The sequence below is a fragment of the Ruminococcoides intestinale genome (assembly GCF_040095935.1).
In the GTDB taxonomy this organism is placed as follows: domain Bacteria; phylum Bacillota; class Clostridia; order Oscillospirales; family Acutalibacteraceae; genus Ruminococcoides; species Ruminococcoides intestinale.
Map to the genome: position 1 here is coordinate 264554 of NZ_JBBMFQ010000003.1, position 16352 is coordinate 280905.

Here is a 16352-nt window from a genome sequence, read left to right on the forward strand (position 1 = left end):
GAATGAAACGAATATACAACAAATTCAAGGGCTACACCCTTGCGGACTGCGATTGCAGATATTGCCTGTATTACGGAGGGCGGCGAAAAGGCAAAGTTATCTGTCTTGCAGACGAGTGCGTCTGCGCCGATGAAATCCGGCAGGCACAAAAACGAAAAGAAAGGAGTTCCTAAATGGAAGTCAAAATCAACAGAGAAATCAGGAATTACACGGAAGCGATGTTTTTCGGACTGTCACTGCGGCAGTTCATTTTTTCTGCCTGCGCCTGCGTGGTGGCGGTGGGTATCTATTTTCTGCTCAAGCCCTATGTCGGCACGGAAACCGTATCGTGGATGTGCATTTTGGGAGCCGCACCCTTTGCGGCTCTTGGTTTTGTTAAATACAACGGAATGACCGCCGAGAAATTTATCTATGCGTGGATCAAGTCGGAGTTTTTAATGCCGAAAAAGCTCACTTTCCGTTCAACGAATACCTACTACGAGCTGTTCAAGCCGAGTATCGAAGCAAAAGCAAAGGAGGCTATGAAATCGAATGATTAAAACACTTACCAATCTCCGCAAGCAGGAAAAGGAAAAGTTTGTCGTGCCGAAGGGCGTTCAGGATGTGATCCCCATTACCGCCATTTATGACGACGGTATTTTTCAGATCGGGAAAGACAAGTTTTCCAAGACCTATAAATTTTCAGATATTAACTACGCTGTTGCCAGCCGTGAGGACAAGGAAGCGATGTTCCTTGAATACTCGGAGCTGCTCAATTCCCTCGACTCCGGCGCAACGACAAAAATCACGATCAACAACCGCCGCTTAAACCGATTGGACTTTGAGAACAACATCCTTATCCCGATGAAAGGCGACAGCCTTGATGAATACCGTGAGGAGTATAACAAAATCCTTTTGGAAAAAGCCACAGGCGCAAACGCTATCGTGCAGGATAAGTATATGACGATTTCCGTCAACAAGAAGAATATTGAGGACGCAAGGAATTATTTTGCCCGTGTGGGCGCTGACCTGATCGCCCACTTCGGCAGGCTCGGCAGCAAGTGCTTGGAGCTGGAAACCGATGAAAGGCTGCGTATCTTCCACGACTTTTACCGTGTGGGCGAGGAATCCTCTTTCCACTTTGATATAAAGGAAACCCGCAAAAAGGGACACAGCTTCAAGGACTATATCTGCCCTGATTCAATGGAATTTGAAAAGGACTACTTCAAAATGGGCGACCGTTATGGGAGAGTCCTTTTTTTGCGTGAGTACGCATCCTATATCAAGGACAGTATGGTGGCGGAGCTGACCGATCTCAACCGCAATCTGATGATGTCGATTGATGTTGTACCCGTGCCGACTGATGAAGCGGTACGGGAAGCGGAAAATCGTCTGCTTGGTGTGGAAACGAATATTACCAACTGGCAGAGGCGGCAGAACTCCAATAATAACTTTTCGGCGACCGTTCCCTATGATATGGAACAGCAGAAAAAGGAAATGAAGGAATTTCTCGATGATTTAACGACGAGAGATCAGAGAATGATGTTCGCCGTGATTACCTTTGTGCATACGGCGGATTCCAAAGAACAGCTTGATAACGACACGGAAGCGCTGCTTACCACGGCGAGAAAGCACCTTTGTCAGTTCGGCGTGTTGAAATTCCAGCAGGTGGACGGGCTGAATACGGTTATGCCGTTTGGCGTGCGGAAGATTGATACCTTCCGTACCCTCACAACCGAAAGTCTCGCCGTGTTTATCCCGTTTCGGGTGCAGGATATTTTTCACGAGAACGGTATCTACTACGGGCAGAATGTTATCAGCAAGAATATGATTATTGCCGACCGCAAACAGCTTTTGAACGGTAATTCCTTTATCCTCGGCGTATCCGGCGGCGGCAAGTCCTTTGCTGCAAAGGGAGAAATCGAGAATGTAATCCTTTCTTCGGAATCAGATGTTATCATCATTGATCCGGAGCGAGAATATTCACAGCTTGTTAAGGCGCTCGGCGGCGAGGTAATCCATATTTCCGCCACTTCGCAAAATCACATCAACGCTATGGATATGACGAAGGAGTACGGCGACGGGGCGAATCCGGTTATTTTGAAGTCGGAGTTTATTATGTCCCTGTGCGAGCAGCTCATCGGCGGCAGCAACCTCGGCGCAAAGCAGAAGTCCATTATCGACCGCTGCACCGCCAGCGTGTACCGCACCTATCAGCAGAATAACTATCAGGGCGAAGTGCCGACCTTGCAGGATTTCAGGGCGGAGCTTCTGAAACAGGACGAGCCGGAGGCGAAGGAAATCGCCCTTGCCATCGAGCTGTTTACAAGCGGCAGCTTGAACACCTTTGCGAAGCATACGAATGTGGATACCAATAACCGTCTGATCTGCTATGACATTTTAGACCTCGGCAAACAGCTTATGCCTATCGGTATGCTGGTCGTTCTCGACTCTATCTTAAACCGCATTACGCAGAACAGGGCGAAAGGCAGAAATACCTTCATCTTTATTGATGAGATTTATCTGCTGTTCCAGCACGAGTATTCCGCTAACTTCCTTTTTACCCTTTGGAAGCGTGTGCGTAAATACGGTGCTTATGCGACGGGTATTACGCAGAATGTGGACGACCTTTTGCAGAGCCATACGGCAAGGACAATGCTCGCAAACTCTGAGTTTATCATTATGCTCAATCAGGCTTCCACGGACAGGCTGGAGCTGGCGAAGCTCTTAAATATCTCCGACCTTCAGATGTCGTATATTACGAATGTGGAAGCCGGACACGGGCTTATCAAGGTGGGCAGTTCCCTTGTGCCGTTCGCAAATAAATTCCCGAAAAATACGAAGCTGTATAAGCTGATGACAACAAAACCGGGCGAGAGCGCATAAGCTCCCGCCCCTTGTTTCAGAAAGGATATGGCAATGAGAAAAAAGATTTGTATTGCGTTGATGACGGCGTTTACCGTCCTGCTCGGCGTCAGCAGTTATTTCATTATTGACCATTACAGGGAGGCGGAACATCAGGAACAGCTGTACGATTCCCTCGTACAGCTCGTAGAGGACAGCGAAACCGAGCCTGCCGAGCCGATCATCTATTCGGAAGATAAGACGATACTGCCGGAGCTTACCGAGTTGTACCGTCAAAACAATGATTTGGTCGGTTGGATTTGCGTGGAGGATACGAACATCAATTATCCAGTTATGCAGACGGTGGATAACCCGAACTACTATCTAAAGCGTGGATTTGATAAAGAATACAGTTCTTACGGCTGCCCGTATGTGCAGGAGGATTGTGATGTCCTAAAGCCTTCGGACAATTTAGTGATCTACGGTCATCATATGAACAACGGCTCGATGTTCGCCGACTTTGAAAAATTCAAGGACGAGGATTTCTGGCGGGGACATAAAACGATTGCCTTTAACACCCTGACAGAGAAAAATGAGTATGAAATCCTTGCGGTTTTCAAAACCGTTGTCTACACCGACAGCCCTGAAGCCTTCAAATATTACCGCTTTACGGACGCTCAGTCGCCGGAGGAGTTTGACGCTTATATTGATAAGTGCAAAGAGCTTTCCCTTTACGACACGGGCGTATCGGCGGAGTACGGCGACAAGCTGATCACGCTTTCCACCTGTGAATACTCCCGTACAAACGGAAGGATTGTCGTTGTGGCGAAAAAAGTAACAGAAAGCAGTGGTGCAAATGCTCCCGCAAATGACGGGGCGGCAGAGATACCGAGCTAATGCCCTGATAAAGAAGCTGTGCGCTAATTATGATGACGGGAACTGCCTGCTTCTTGATGAAGGGGAAGGCTGCGTCTGCGTACAGAGTATATCCTACTCGTTTTTATGCAGGTATTTCCGCAATGCGGTACTTCCGGCAGATCCGGCGCTGGAAGCGGAGATACTTGGAACGCACCCTGACAGGTGCGTTTCCTGCGGCGCTCCGATTATCAAGCGTGGCAACAGGAAAAAGTATTGTGAGAAATGCGCCGGTATCGCATACAAAAGGCAGCAGGCAGAGTACGCAAGGAAAAAGCGCACAGAATCGAAAAATAGAGGGTAAAAAGTCCTTGATTTAAGCGGCTTTTCAGCCCTCGTACTTTGAGGGGCAAGGTGTTGATACCTTTTCCCCTCTTTTTTTACTTCAAAGCGTCCACAGGCGCTTGGAAAGGAGGTTTTCTATGCCGGATATTAAGACAAGGGATATAGCGAAAGGCACGATCAAAACGATTGACAAATCGGCGGTTGCCGCCGAGCGTATGAAATCCACCTTTATCCAGACTAAAGAAAAAGCGGAACACTCCGTTGATGTCCCTGAAAGCAGTGCGGAGGAATACGCTTCCAACCGTTTGGAAAGCGGTACCGACCGAGTTTCCCACGAAGCCGTACACCAATTTGACAAGCAGGGGCGCAAGGGCGTTCAGGCGACAAAGCAGAATATCGTCAAGGCAAAGGACGGTATTCAGAAATTCAAGGAAAAGCGGGCGGCGCAGTCGCTTCAAAAACAGGCGCAGGCGGCAACTCCACGAAAAGGCGTCGGTCAGGGTATCAAGGCGGTGGAACAGCCGAAGAAGGCAGTAAAAGAGTCTGTCCGTTCCGCAGGAAAAAAGACGATTAAGACGGTTGGGAAAGGCTCGGCGAAAACAGCGCAGAAAACGGTAAAAACCGCAGAGCGCACCGCTAAAACGACCGTCAAGACAGCACAGCGTACCGCAAAGGCGGCGCAGAAAACAGCGCAGGCTACGGTCAAGGCTTCTCAAAGGGCAGTTCAGGCGGCACGGGCGGCGGCTCGTGCCGCCGTTATTACGGCGAAAGCAATCGCAAAAGCGATAGCGCTTGCGGTCAAGGCGATTATCGCCGGAACAAAAGCGTTGATCGCCGCAATCGCCGCAGGCGGCTGGATAGCGGTTTTGGTCATTATTGTGATTTGCCTGATCGGTATGCTTCTCGGATCAGTGTTCGGTATCTTTTTCTCAGGCGAGGATTCCGGCACGGGTATGAGTATGCAGACCGTTGTGCAGGAAATCAATACCGAATACAATACCAAACTGCAAGAGGAGAAAAGCTCGGTATCCTATGATGTCCTTGAAATGAGCGGTAGCCGTGCCGTTTGGAAAGAGGTGCTTGCGGTATACTCGGTCAAGGTCAACACCGATCCGGATAATCCCCAAGAGGTCGCAACGATGGACGAATCGAAAAAGCAGCTTCTCACGGACATCTTTTGGGAGATGAACGAAATAAGCTCCAGCACCGACACCAAAACCGAGACGGTCATTACCGAAACCGATGACGGTCACGGAAATATCGTGGAGACGGAAAGCACGGTCACGCAAACCTATCTGTATATCACGGTCAGCCATAAGACCGCCGATGAGATGGCGGCGCAGTATGGATTTAACGAGGAACAGAAAGAGTATCTTGCAGAGCTGCTTGCCGATGAAAACAATTCGCTGTGGTCGCAGGTGCTTTACGGGATTACGGGGACAGACGATCAGATCGTAACCGTTGCGCTTTCCCAAATCGGAACAATGGGCGGCGATCCGTACTGGTCTTGGTACGGTTTTAATTCCCGTGTAGAGTGGTGCGCTTGCTTCGTTTCGTGGTGCGCTAATGAATGCGGGTATATTGACGCTGGTGTAATTCCGAAATACGCAGGCTGCGTCAACGGCGTACAATGGTTTAAGGACAGAGGGCAATGGCTGGATAACAGCGCCGAGCCTACGCCGGGTATGATTATCTTCTTCGATTGGGCGGACGAAAGCGGTCAGGACGGATTATCCGACCATACGGGTATCGTCCAAAAAGTAGAAAACGGCAGAGTTTACACGGTCGAGGGCAACTCCGGGGATTCTGTTCGTCAGAATAGTTATCCGGTTGGGTATTACGAAATACTCGGCTACGGTGCACCTGCCTATTGATCGGAGGGCAAAAACGAGCCGCTTGCTTAAATGCAGGCGGCTTAATTACATAAAAATTCGCAAAAAGGTATTGACAAATAGAATCTCAGTGGGTATACTTTGCTTGTAAGATAGTTAGTTACTCAACTAACAGACAAACAAGCAGGTGTAGGAGGTGCTATGATTGAATGTAAATCCGAATATAGATAAACCGATCTTTCTTCAGATCGCAGAGCAGCTTGAAGATTCTATATTTACTGGTGCTTTTCCTGAAGAAACACAAATCCCATCGACAAATGAAATTTCTGCGCTGCTCAGTATCAATCCACATACTGTTCTAAAAGGAATGAATGTGCTGGTTGACGGGGGAATCATCTACAAGAAAAGAGGTCTTGGAATGTTTGTGAAAGAAGGTGCAGTCGAAAAAATTCGACAAAAACGGCAAAGTCAGTTTTATGAGCAGTATGTTTCGACTTTAATAAGCGAAGCATTGAAGCTGCAAATGTCTAAAGAGGATATTATTTCTTTGATAGAAAGGGGTTATGACAATGAATGCCATTCAAATTAAAAATATAACGAAACGCTATAAAGATGTCACAGCGCTTGACGATATTTCTTTTTCCTTTGAGTTCGGGAGAATATATGGGTTTTTAGGAAGAAACGGGGCAGGAAAATCTACCCTTATCAATATTATCGCAAACCGGATTTTTGCAGATCAGGGCGAAGTCCTGATTGATGGTATTCCTGCAAAAGAAAATATGGGTGTCCACGAAAAGATTTTTTGCATGAGTGAAGCGGATTTATATGACAGAGATTTGAAGGTTAAGGATCATTTCAAGTGGACAAATCGTTTTTATAACGATTTTGATCTGGATAAAGCCTTTGAACTTTCCAAAAAGTTCAATCTTGATATTAACAAAAGGTTTAAGGCGTTATCGAAAGGGTATCAGTCCATTTTCAAGCTGATTATTGCGCTATCACTGAATGTTCCGTATGTAATCTTTGATGAGCCGGTTCTGGGGCTTGACGCAAACCACAGGGAACTGTTTTACAGCCTGCTCCTTAAAGAATTTGAGAACAATGAGCGGACGCTTATTATTGCGACACATCTGATAGAGGAAGTTTCCAATATTATTGAGGAAGTTGTCTTGATTGATAAAGGGAAAATTCTTCTTCAGGAAACGGTTGAGGAACTGCTTGAAAAAGGATATAGCATTTCCGGGGTGGCTCAGGAAGTTGACCATTATTGTGAAGGCAAGAATGTCATCGGATATGACGAGTTGGGCGGCTTGAAAATTGCCTATGTATTAGGAGAAAAAACGGCTTTACCTCAAGGAAGCAATCTGCAAGTTACGGCAATGAATTTGCAAAAACTGTTTGTCAAGATGACAGAGAAAGGTGGCGGCGAAAATGAGTAAATTAAAATCTGCGGTTTTATATGAATACTTAACTAAAGTAAAGGCAATAGGAATTTTCTATTTGATCCAATATTTGATAGTGGCTCTCATTTTTACGATTGTTGCAATTTGTACTAAAGGAAATGAAACTGGCTCAAATACTTTAGAGTTCAGTTCTGTTGTTTTTGTCAGTGTTATAGGCGTATTAGGCTACAAAGAAGATTTCAAGGCGTTGCTCCAAAATGGATATACCCGAAAATATATTTTTGGGGCGACTGTTTGTATGTTTACATTGCTGGCGGGTACAATGGCACTTATTGATACCATAATCGGTAACTCTCTTCATTTCTTCAACAGTAACTATTTTACCTTATACAGTAGCCTTTATGGATTCGGAAATATTTTTATAAACTGGTTATGGCTTACTGCTTTATATTTGATGTTTTGCAGTCTTTTCTATTTAGCGATTTTAGTCATCAACAGAGTTGGAAAAACAATTTCTCTTTTGATCGGAGTTGGAATATCTGGAATCATTCTTCTTGTTATGGCGTTGTTCCAGTTTGTATTCTCAGATGAAATTGTAAGCAAGGCTATGGAATTGACGATGAGAGCAGTAGGATTTATGAGCGATGGTACAATAAATCAGTTTTTCCCAATTCTATCATTTCTCATAATCGGAGCTCTTTTTGGAATTGGCTCATATGCTGTAATCCGCCGTACAGAATTAAAATAAAACTATACCCAAAATAATACGGTGCTACCCACTTGGGTAACACCGTATATTTTTTCCGCTTTTATTGATTTTTATATTTATCCATTTCAACTAACATCTTATATAGATGTTCTTGCTCGGATTTACTTTTTGCTGCGACCAGCTCGTAACATTTCATAGGATAGCTGTCGGTGCTGCTTTCGCCTATCTTCTCAAAAAGCTGAGCAAGCGAGACATTCATAGCTGAAGCAATCTTTTCGATACTTTCAAGAGTGGCGTTCTTTTCCCCTCGTTCCACTTGCCCGATATAAGTAGGGTGGCAACCGGATAACTCAGCAAGCTTCTCTTGGCTCAATCCCTTATCAATTCTATAATTGCGGACACGCTGTCCGATTGTTTTTGCAATTTCACTCATAGTTCCAGCCTCCATTCATAGTCTATAAATATTGTTTCCGTAGTTCCACAGACTATTGATATTTATTGTTGACTTTGATATACTATGAGTATTATAATTAGATTTTTTGTGCTTTTAGGCTTTGAACTGGCTGGTGAACTTTAATGAGGGGAAAAACGGCTTGCTTTACCGGACATAGAAAAATACCGCCGGAGAGCATACCGGAACTCTCTCAGCGGTTAAAAAACACCTTGCTTCGACTGATAGAAGAAGGATATATGTACTTTGGCGCAGGCGGAGCATTGGGCTTTGATACGCTGGCTGCTCAATGCGTTTTATCCTTGAGAAAGCGATATTCGCATATCAAGCTGATTTTAGTCCTTCCATGTACCACACAGACAAAAGGCTGGAGCAAAGATGATATAGCGGTTTATGAGGAGATCAAAAGTCAGGCGGATAAGGTAGTATATACTTCTCACGACTATTTTCGGGGCTGTATGTTCAAAAGAAACCGCCATTTGGTAAATGGCAGCAGCGTCTGCATAGCCTATTTAACACAGGAGAAAGGCGGGACTGCATATACGGTAAATTATGCTCGGCAAAACAATGTGCAAGTGATAAACTTAGCTGCTCAATAGATGTGAAGAATGGGAAGATTGAAAAAAGTTCATCTCCGAATGGAAAGTATACTTGACATTTGCGCCCTCTTTGCTATAATAGAGATATGGAAAGCTGGCTTTCCATAGAAAGGAGGCGCACCGTGAAAAACCGTTTAGAGGAAATCCGGAAAGAACGGGGAATCAAGCAGGAAGAACTGGCTGCCGCACTGGAAGTATCCCGGCAGACCATCGGCTCGTTGGAAAACGGACGATACAATCCTTCAGTTACATTGGCGTTTAAGCTTGCACGGTATTTTAATATGAGCATTGAAGATATTTTCATTTACGAGGAGGGAAAGCAATGAAGAAGAAAACCGGAATATATCTTGTAATCGGCATAGTCGGCATTGCTTTGGCTCTGAGCGCAAGGTTTCTTTTACAGGACTGTTTGAGCGATTCGCAAAGCGGCGCAATGATCGGCATAGGTGCCGGATTGTTCGGCTATGGGATTGCGAAATGGTGCGTCGCTCTGTGGGGCGCAAAAAATCCCGATTTGATGAAAATCAATGAGATTGAAGAAAAAGATGAGCGCAATCAGCTCATTCGCAGCAAAGCGCAGGCAATATCCGGAGAGATACTGCACTGGCTGCTGATGGCAGGTGCTTGGGTATGTATTTTTTTCGACGCACCCATATGGACTGTTCTTACTCTTGTAGGCGCTTTCCTGCTGAAAACAATCCTTGACTTTATTTTGATGGCATATTACCAGCATAAGATGTGACGGAGGATATTATGAAATTTGTGATTGAACACTTGTCAAAGAGCTTTGAGAAAAAGGAAGTTCTCAGAGATATTGATTTTACTTTTGATGAAGGGAAAATTTATGGGCTGCTCGGCAGAAACGGCGCTGGAAAAACAACGCTGTTTAACTGTTTGAACAGGGATTTGAAGGCGGACAGCGGCAATTTCTATATAGAAGATGAAAACGGCGTCCGCCGTGAGGTGTCCGCAGAGGACATCGGATATGTACTCTCTACCCCGACCGTGCCGGAGTTTCTTACAGGCAGGGAGTTTTTGAAATTCTTTATGGACATCAACGAGAAGTCTATCAAAAATCCGAAAAGCATTGACGAGTATTTCGATTATATGAGTATTGAGCCGGAGGACAGGGATAAACTGCTCAAGGACTACTCCCACGGTATGAAAAACAAAATGCAAATGCTCATCAATATCATCGCTCAGCCGAATATCCTGCTGCTCGACGAGCCTTTGACATCCCTTGATGTGGTTGTGGCGGAAGAAATGAAACAACTGCTCCGTTCACTGAAACAAGACCGCATTACCATTTTCTCCACTCATATTATGGATTTGGCGCTTGACCTCTGCGATGAGATTGTGCTGCTTAATCACGGCGAACTGGAGGTCGTGGAGAAAACCGATCTGGACAGCAGGGAATTTAAGGATTAAATCATTGCGGCACTCAGGGAGGAAGGAAATGAATAAGACGCTTAAAATATCTTTTTCCCTGAAAAATACATACCGTGTCAACGGTGTCTTGTTTTCCTTAAAGCAGATACCGCTCGTAAAGCGGCTGCTTCCGGCAACGCTGTATCAGGTAAAGGGGCTGAAAATCTTTGCAAACATTTTGTCCGTGCTGTGGGAAATCGTTTCTGTATTCCTCGGCAAGTTCCTTTACTTTATCACGATGGTATGCGGTATCGGTATCCTTTATAACGGACTGCCGGAGAATGAGGTGTTCCTGCATATCCTGCTGATTCTCACGGTAATCGGCAGCTTTGTAAACACACACCTTTTCAATCCGACAAAGGATAAATATTATGCGATGATCCTGATGAAAATGGACGCACGAGAATATACGCTTGTAAACTATTTCTACTCCATCCTGAAGGTCGTTGTGGGCTTTTTGCCCTTTACGATTCTGTTCGGTATGGACAGAGGCGTACCTTTGTGGTTTTGTCTGCTCCTGCCCCTTTGCATAGCGGGTATGAAGCTGTTTGCGGCGGCTGTTACCCTGTGGGATTATGAGAAAAGGGGATTTGGCTACAACGAAAATAAGCTGTCCAAATATGTGTGGTGCTGTATCGCCCTGCTTTTAGCCGCAGCCTATGCTCCGCCCGCCTTTGGTTTTGCTTTGCCTGCGGTCGTACCAATGGTTATATTTTTAGCGTGTATTCCCCTTGGTATGGCAAGTATCACAAGGCTCACTACCTTCCGTGATTATTACGCAATCAACAAGGAATTATTAGCCGGATTGACCAATCAGATGGACAGCACGGCACAGACAAAGCTTATCAAACAGGCAAATGAAAAGAAAATATCCGCAGATACTTCCATTAGCAGCAACCGCAAGGGCTTCGAGTATCTGAATGAGCTGTTTATCAAAAGGCATAAAAAGATACTCTGGAACTCGACAAAGAAGATTTCCTATGTGTGCGCTTTCCTTGTCGCCGCCGTGCTGGCAGGCGTCTATCTGCTGCCCGAAGAAAAAACCGTCATTAACGAAATCGTGATGACTTGGCTTCCGTACTTTGTATTTATAATGTACGCTATCAACCGTGGCACGAACTTTACACAGGCGCTTTTTATGAACTGCGATCACAGCCTGCTGACCTATTCGTTTTATAAGCAGCCAAGCTTTATCCTGCGGCTGTTTCAGATTCGCCTGCGTGAGATTATGAAAATCAACGCTGTTCCGGCGCTCGTGATCGGTATCGGACTGGCGCTGATCCTGTTTGCCACCGGAGGGACGGACAATCCGCTGAACTATGTAGTGCTGGTTGTTTCCATCCTGTGTATGAGCCTGTTTTTCTCGATTCATTACCTGACGATTTACTATCTGCTCCAGCCTTACAATGCAGGGACGGAGCTGAAAAGCGGCACATATCGGATTGTTTTGTCAGTAACCTATGTCGTCTGTTTTGCTCTTATGCGGCTGCGTATGCCGATTATGATATTTGGAATAATGACGATTGTTTTCTGTGTGCTTTACAGTATTGTCGCCAGCATTTTGGTATACCGCTTTGCGCCGAAAACCTTTAGGCTGAGAACATAACGGGGCGGTTTTACCGCCGGAAATCCATAAAAAGAAACGGAGGATTTATTTATGAGAAAGTGTCTCAGATGTGGAACGGAAATGAAAGAAAACTGCGCCATCAAGGTAGAAGGCGCAGGATACGGAATTGTAATGTCATCGGACGAAAATAAGCTGTTCGGCGGCAGAATCGGCAAGCCGAAGGTAGCAATCTGTCCCAAGTGCGGCGAAGTCTCCATCTATGTGGAAGATGTAGAGAAGCTGTGACGGTAAATGGAGGCGGTATGAAATGAAAAAGATTTTATCTGTGTTTTTGATGTCATTCATCGTATTCGCTCTCTCTGCTTGCAATGCTGATGTCGTGAAGATGGAAGATTATGAGTGGAAAATGAGAACGGTTATGAGCAATGATACGGAAGCTGCCCAATATCAGGATGAACTCGTGGTTGCCGTAGGAGAAGCTGACGAGCTGTATCCTGACGCTGAAATCGTGGATATGACTTTGACTGCTAAAGATGGAGAAATCACGATAACGGATACCACAAACGGCAAGACATATAACGGCACTTATGAGGTAATGCAGAAAACGCCGAAGGGAACGGACTATGAGATTATCATTGATGGAGTGACCGGCTATGCTACCGTAGCTCCTACGGAATACTATGATGGCTCAGAGATTCCAACACTACCAATCAATATAGATGGCTATTCCTTATACTTTATCCCAAATGAGTCGTAATCTACTCAGGTTAGAGAAAGGCATAATGATGAAGATCGAGATTGAAAAGGATTTTCCCCAGTATTTTAAGCCAGCCTATCCGGAAGAATTTGAGCTGTTCTCTCACTTTGAAGTAACAGCAGGAATACCGACCGTTCTCTTTGCTGTCACGACTTGGAAAGAGAACGGGAAACCGAATGTGTGCTTTCATTCGTGGAGCTGCTTTCACGGAGATAAGACCGCTTTTTTCGCTGTGATGGGCAACCTGTATCAGCATACCCACACCTATGCCAATATCCAAAGAGAAAAATGCTTTTGCATTAATTTTCTCCCGATAAGCTGTTATGACAGGTTGGTAAATACCATTCATCAGAATGAATGGGACGATGACGAATTTGCAGCAGGAGGCTTTACTGTTTCCAACGCCAAAACCATTCACGCACCTGTAATCAATGAAGCGTTTCTCACGATGGAATGTACCCTGAAAGATATACAGGATTTAAGCGGTGCAGGTATTACGGCTATGGTCATCGGACAGGTACAGCACATCTCTGTGGAAGAAGCGTATGCACAAGGGTATGAATTAAGATATGGCAAGGACGGATTTATGCTGCTCGTGCCTGCGCCGCAAGACCTTGTTACCGGAGAGCCAAATCAGTCGGCGATTGCCACCGTGCATATTGAGAAATACGACTGATTTAAGGAGAGAGCAAAAATGGCGGTTTCAAATATAAAAGCGCTGATCCCCGGCGAACTTCAAAAAGTGTGGGAGCTGGTGTTGAATACGGAGAATTACGCTGCTTGGAGAAGCGACTTGAGTAAAACAGAAGCGATAAGCGACAAGCAATTTATCGAATATACCAAAAACGGCTACCCTACGACCTTTACCGTGACGCTTGTTAAGCCATACAGACGATGGGAATTTGATATGGAAAACAGCAATATGACAGGTCATTGGACTGGCATTTTCACTGCCAAAGGCGATGAAACAGAGATAGATTTTACGGAACAAGTGAAAGCGAAGAAATGGCTGCTGAAGCCTTTTGTGAAATCGTATTTGAGAAAGCAGCAGACACAGTTTGTTGCGGATATAATGAAAAATTTTTCATAAAGACTTATATATAGGAAGGCGGTTTGTTATGAAGAAGTATGAGTATATGACAGTTGATTTAAGCGCAGAGCCATCATTTAATGTTCATATTAAGCTGGATCGGTATATTGAGAAGCTCAATGAATATGGAAAACAGGGCTGGCGTTTGATTTCCGGAACTGATGACTGGAAGTATTCGATCTTTGAGCGTGAAATTGATGATGAAGAATAAAAGACAGGAGGCGTATAACCTATGAAAGATATGATCGGATACTGCGGATTGGACTGCGAAAAATGCGACGCATACACAGCAACCATCAATGACGATCAGGTTTTGCGGGAGAAAACGGCGAAACTGTGGGCAGAGTTAAACAACGCCCCCATTCTGCCGGAACATATTAACTGCGAGGGCTGCCGTATGAACGGAGCGAAAACGGTATTTTGCGATAGTCTGTGTGGGATTCGGAAGTGTGCGTTAAATAAAGGCGTTTCCACTTGCGGCGACTGTCCGAAATTAGAAAACTGCCCGACTGTTGGAGCGATCCTCGAAAACAATCCGGTGGCTTTGGAGAATTTGAAAGGATAGAATACATAGAGTATCAAATTGGAATTTGTGGTGATGAGGAAATGACAGAAGAAACTAAATTAAGAATAATGAATGAACTGCAACAGCATGGATATGCCATAAACAATATCAATGATTTGTTTAATATATCTCATAAAGATAGAAAACTTATTCCTTATTTGTTAGAATTGCTCGACTACTTATCTGATGAAAGAGATAAAGAATTTGTTGTACGTTGTTTAGGGGTAAAGGGATTTACAGAAGCAATACCGAAGTTGTTAACAGAGTTTAAAAGTGCAAAGAATAATTATTACCGTTGGGCGATTGCAAATTCAATCAATATTATACACAGTATGACAATAGAAAAAGAGCTGATCGAGTTGTCATCAAGCAAAAAATATGGTACTGGACGGCAAATGTTAGTGCTTTCTTTGGGAGAATATAAGTCGGATTTATCATTAAACTGTTTGGTCAGTCTCTTAAATGACGAAGAAGTAAGAGGTCACGCTTTACAGGCATTAGGAAAATGCGGAAATCCTGAAGTATTATCAGATATTGAAATGTACTGTAATTCTGAGAATAATTGGATAAAGAAGGTAGCAATCAATGCAGCTAAAAAAATCAAAAGAAAATATCTATAAATCCTAAGTTGTCGAGCTTGAAAAGGAGCGAATGAAATGGCTTTTGACTACAAGAAAGAATATAAAGAATTTTATATGCCGAAGAACAAGCCCGGTATTATAGAGATTCCGAAAATGAACTACATCGCAGTCCGGGGAAAAGGCAATCCCAATGAGGAAAACGGGGAATATAAAAGCTCCATCGGCTTGTTATATGGAATTGCCTTTACCATAAAGATGAGCTACAAGGGAACTCATAAGATCGAGGGCTTCTTTGAGTATGTCGTGCCGCCCCTTGAAGGGCTTTGGTGGCAAGAAAACACACAGGGACTTGATTACGCCAGAAAAGAAGATATGCACTTTATCTCTATGATCCGACTGCCAGATTTCGTAACGAAGGAAGATTTTGAGTGGGCAGTTCAGGAAGCAACAAAAAAGAAAAAGCAGGATTTTTCTAAAGTTGAGTTTTTCCCCTATGACGAGGGGTTATGCGTTCAGTGTATGCACATCGGCTCGTATGACGCTGAGCCAGCCACCGTTGATTTAATGCACGACTATATGAAAGCAAATGGGTACGAACTGGATATTACGGATACAAGATACCATCACGAAATCTATCTGAGCGATCCGAGAAAATGTGATGTGAGCAGACTGAAAACGGTCGTGCGCCACCCGATCCGGAAAGCGGAGTAATCGGAGGTTAGTATGCCAAAAGAAGTCGAGCCCAAAAATACGACAAGGGCTGCGGCGTATGCGCTTTGGATGAAAGCGCCCAATCCAATGGTCACTTTTTTCAAGACCTTTGATGTGACCAATCTGATCAAGGTCAGCAGGAAAAGAAATCTGAAATTTAATATGTTGCTCGATTACTGTATCGGCAGAGCTGCCGCAGGGGTAAAGGAATTTTACATCCTTCCGGTTGGCGATAAGCTCATACAGTATGACACCATAGCAGTCAATACCATCGTGAAAAACAAAGAGGGCGAAGTCAGCTCCTGCGACCTTTCCTATAAAGCCGAGTTAAATCAATTCAACGAGGAGTATCTGAAATATACGACACAGGTCGCCGCAAGGTGTCAGGACAGGGACTTATCCGAAAACAGTATGGTCATCGGCACTTCCGCCATCATAGATACGGAAATCGACGGAGCTGTTGGTATGAACAGCGGCATTTTCAACAATCCCTTTATTATTTGGGGCAGATACAAAAAGAAATGGCTTCGGTATTACCTGTCTCTCTCTTTCCAGTTCCATCACACGCAGATGGACGGCGCTCACGCAGGCACATTTTTGAAGAACTTGCAAGATGAAATCAATCTGCTGAAGTAA

The 16352-nt window shown here is 44.6% G+C and carries 24 protein-coding genes; 23 read left to right on the forward strand and 1 reads right to left on the reverse strand.

The features are described from left to right. Nucleotides 1-2 precede the first annotated feature (2 nt). From WMO31_RS07265 to WMO31_RS07305, 9 genes are all read left to right on the forward strand, one after another. Nucleotides 3-173 carry a hypothetical protein gene (locus WMO31_RS07265; RefSeq protein WP_173728718.1) on the forward strand — a complete coding sequence of 57 codons (171 nt, stop codon included), beginning with the start codon at nucleotides 3-5 and terminating at the stop codon, nucleotides 171-173. After that, on the forward strand, nucleotides 174-539 hold the full coding sequence (locus WMO31_RS07270) for a PrgI family protein (protein WP_055194921.1): 366 nt from the start codon (nucleotides 174-176) through the stop codon (nucleotides 537-539). Then, a complete protein-coding gene (locus WMO31_RS07275; protein WP_173728720.1) occupies nucleotides 532-2865 on the forward strand; it encodes a VirB4-like conjugal transfer ATPase, CD1110 family in 2334 nt (777 codons plus the stop codon). Before WMO31_RS07270 ends, WMO31_RS07275 begins: the two co-directional genes overlap by 8 nt. Before the next feature lie 33 nt (nucleotides 2866-2898). Next, a complete protein-coding gene (srtB, locus tag WMO31_RS07280; RefSeq protein WP_022278663.1) occupies nucleotides 2899-3720 on the forward strand; it encodes a class B sortase in 822 nt (273 codons plus the stop codon). Further along, on the forward strand, nucleotides 3680-4042 hold the full coding sequence (locus WMO31_RS07285) for a cysteine-rich VLP domain-containing protein (RefSeq protein ID WP_244093018.1): 363 nt from the start codon (nucleotides 3680-3682) through the stop codon (nucleotides 4040-4042). The genes srtB and WMO31_RS07285 overlap by 41 nt, the downstream gene beginning before the upstream one ends. A gap of 118 nt (nucleotides 4043-4160) precedes the next feature. After that, on the forward strand, nucleotides 4161-5897 hold the full coding sequence (locus WMO31_RS07290) for a CHAP domain-containing protein (RefSeq protein ID WP_173728724.1): 1737 nt from the start codon (nucleotides 4161-4163) through the stop codon (nucleotides 5895-5897). A 163-nt stretch (nucleotides 5898-6060) separates the two neighbouring features. Then, nucleotides 6061-6444, forward strand: coding sequence for a GntR family transcriptional regulator (locus tag WMO31_RS07295; RefSeq protein ID WP_155219444.1), 384 nt, complete (start codon nucleotides 6061-6063; stop codon nucleotides 6442-6444). Next, nucleotides 6425-7294 carry an ABC transporter ATP-binding protein gene (locus WMO31_RS07300; RefSeq protein ID WP_173728726.1) on the forward strand — a complete coding sequence of 290 codons (870 nt, stop codon included), beginning with the start codon at nucleotides 6425-6427 and terminating at the stop codon, nucleotides 7292-7294. The genes WMO31_RS07295 and WMO31_RS07300 overlap by 20 nt, the downstream gene beginning before the upstream one ends. Further along, nucleotides 7287-8006, forward strand: a complete 720-nt coding sequence (locus WMO31_RS07305) for a hypothetical protein (RefSeq protein WP_173728728.1) — start codon at nucleotides 7287-7289, stop codon at nucleotides 8004-8006. The genes WMO31_RS07300 and WMO31_RS07305 overlap by 8 nt, the downstream gene beginning before the upstream one ends. Nucleotides 8007-8067: 61 nt before the next feature. On the opposite strand, the gene WMO31_RS07310 is transcribed toward WMO31_RS07305, so the two are convergent. Next, a complete protein-coding gene (locus WMO31_RS07310) occupies nucleotides 8068-8400 on the reverse strand; it encodes a helix-turn-helix domain-containing protein (protein WP_021950633.1) in 333 nt (110 codons plus the stop codon). Between the two features lie 143 nt (nucleotides 8401-8543). Here WMO31_RS07310 and WMO31_RS07315 point away from each other — a divergent pair, with 143 nt between their 5' ends. The 14 genes from WMO31_RS07315 to WMO31_RS07380 all read left to right on the forward strand — a co-directional run bounded on the left by WMO31_RS07315 (nucleotide 8544) and on the right by WMO31_RS07380 (nucleotide 16352). After that, entirely contained in the window at nucleotides 8544-9017 is a 474-nt protein-coding gene (locus tag WMO31_RS07315; protein WP_015518001.1) for an SLOG family protein, read from the forward strand. A 122-nt stretch (nucleotides 9018-9139) separates the two neighbouring features. After that, nucleotides 9140-9343: a helix-turn-helix transcriptional regulator gene (locus tag WMO31_RS07320; protein ID WP_227700742.1), complete on the forward strand. Its 204-nt coding sequence runs from the start codon at nucleotides 9140-9142 to the stop codon at nucleotides 9341-9343. Further along, on the forward strand, nucleotides 9340-9759 hold the full coding sequence (locus WMO31_RS07325) for a hypothetical protein (RefSeq protein WP_173729003.1): 420 nt from the start codon (nucleotides 9340-9342) through the stop codon (nucleotides 9757-9759). The genes WMO31_RS07320 and WMO31_RS07325 overlap by 4 nt, the downstream gene beginning before the upstream one ends. Nucleotides 9760-9770: 11 nt before the next feature. Next, on the forward strand, nucleotides 9771-10445 hold the full coding sequence (locus tag WMO31_RS07330; protein WP_227700739.1) for an ABC transporter ATP-binding protein: 675 nt from the start codon (nucleotides 9771-9773) through the stop codon (nucleotides 10443-10445). A gap of 28 nt (nucleotides 10446-10473) precedes the next feature. Continuing rightward, complete coding sequence (locus tag WMO31_RS07335; RefSeq protein WP_173729004.1) at nucleotides 10474-12051, forward strand: hypothetical protein; 1578 nt, start codon at nucleotides 10474-10476, stop codon at nucleotides 12049-12051. Nucleotides 12052-12102: 51 nt separating this feature from the next. Further along, the gene (locus WMO31_RS07340; RefSeq protein WP_173729005.1) at nucleotides 12103-12297 is read left to right on the forward strand and encodes a nucleic acid-binding protein; all 195 of its coding nucleotides are present in this window, start codon (nucleotides 12103-12105) and stop codon (nucleotides 12295-12297) included. A gap of 22 nt (nucleotides 12298-12319) precedes the next feature. After that, nucleotides 12320-12769 (forward strand): hypothetical protein, encoded by a 450-nt coding sequence (locus WMO31_RS07345; protein ID WP_227700738.1) that lies wholly within the window; start codon nucleotides 12320-12322, stop codon nucleotides 12767-12769. A gap of 25 nt (nucleotides 12770-12794) precedes the next feature. After that, a complete protein-coding gene (locus WMO31_RS07350) occupies nucleotides 12795-13445 on the forward strand; it encodes a flavin reductase family protein (protein WP_227700737.1) in 651 nt (216 codons plus the stop codon). Nucleotides 13446-13463: 18 nt separating this feature from the next. Beyond that, entirely contained in the window at nucleotides 13464-13859 is a 396-nt protein-coding gene (locus tag WMO31_RS07355; protein ID WP_015518008.1) for an SRPBCC family protein, read from the forward strand. 28 nt (nucleotides 13860-13887) lie between these two features. Further along, nucleotides 13888-14070, forward strand: a complete 183-nt coding sequence (locus tag WMO31_RS07360; RefSeq protein WP_015518009.1) for a DUF4177 domain-containing protein — start codon at nucleotides 13888-13890, stop codon at nucleotides 14068-14070. 21 nt (nucleotides 14071-14091) lie between these two features. Beyond that, a complete protein-coding gene (locus WMO31_RS07365) occupies nucleotides 14092-14424 on the forward strand; it encodes a DUF3795 domain-containing protein (RefSeq protein WP_173729007.1) in 333 nt (110 codons plus the stop codon). A gap of 41 nt (nucleotides 14425-14465) precedes the next feature. Beyond that, nucleotides 14466-15044 carry a HEAT repeat domain-containing protein gene (locus tag WMO31_RS07370; RefSeq protein WP_173729008.1) on the forward strand — a complete coding sequence of 193 codons (579 nt, stop codon included), beginning with the start codon at nucleotides 14466-14468 and terminating at the stop codon, nucleotides 15042-15044. A gap of 36 nt (nucleotides 15045-15080) precedes the next feature. Further along, nucleotides 15081-15716, forward strand: a complete 636-nt coding sequence (locus WMO31_RS07375) for a GyrI-like domain-containing protein (RefSeq protein WP_173729009.1) — start codon at nucleotides 15081-15083, stop codon at nucleotides 15714-15716. 12 nt (nucleotides 15717-15728) lie between these two features. Next, complete coding sequence (locus WMO31_RS07380) at nucleotides 15729-16352, forward strand: CatA-like O-acetyltransferase, family 2 (protein ID WP_173729010.1); 624 nt, start codon at nucleotides 15729-15731, stop codon at nucleotides 16350-16352.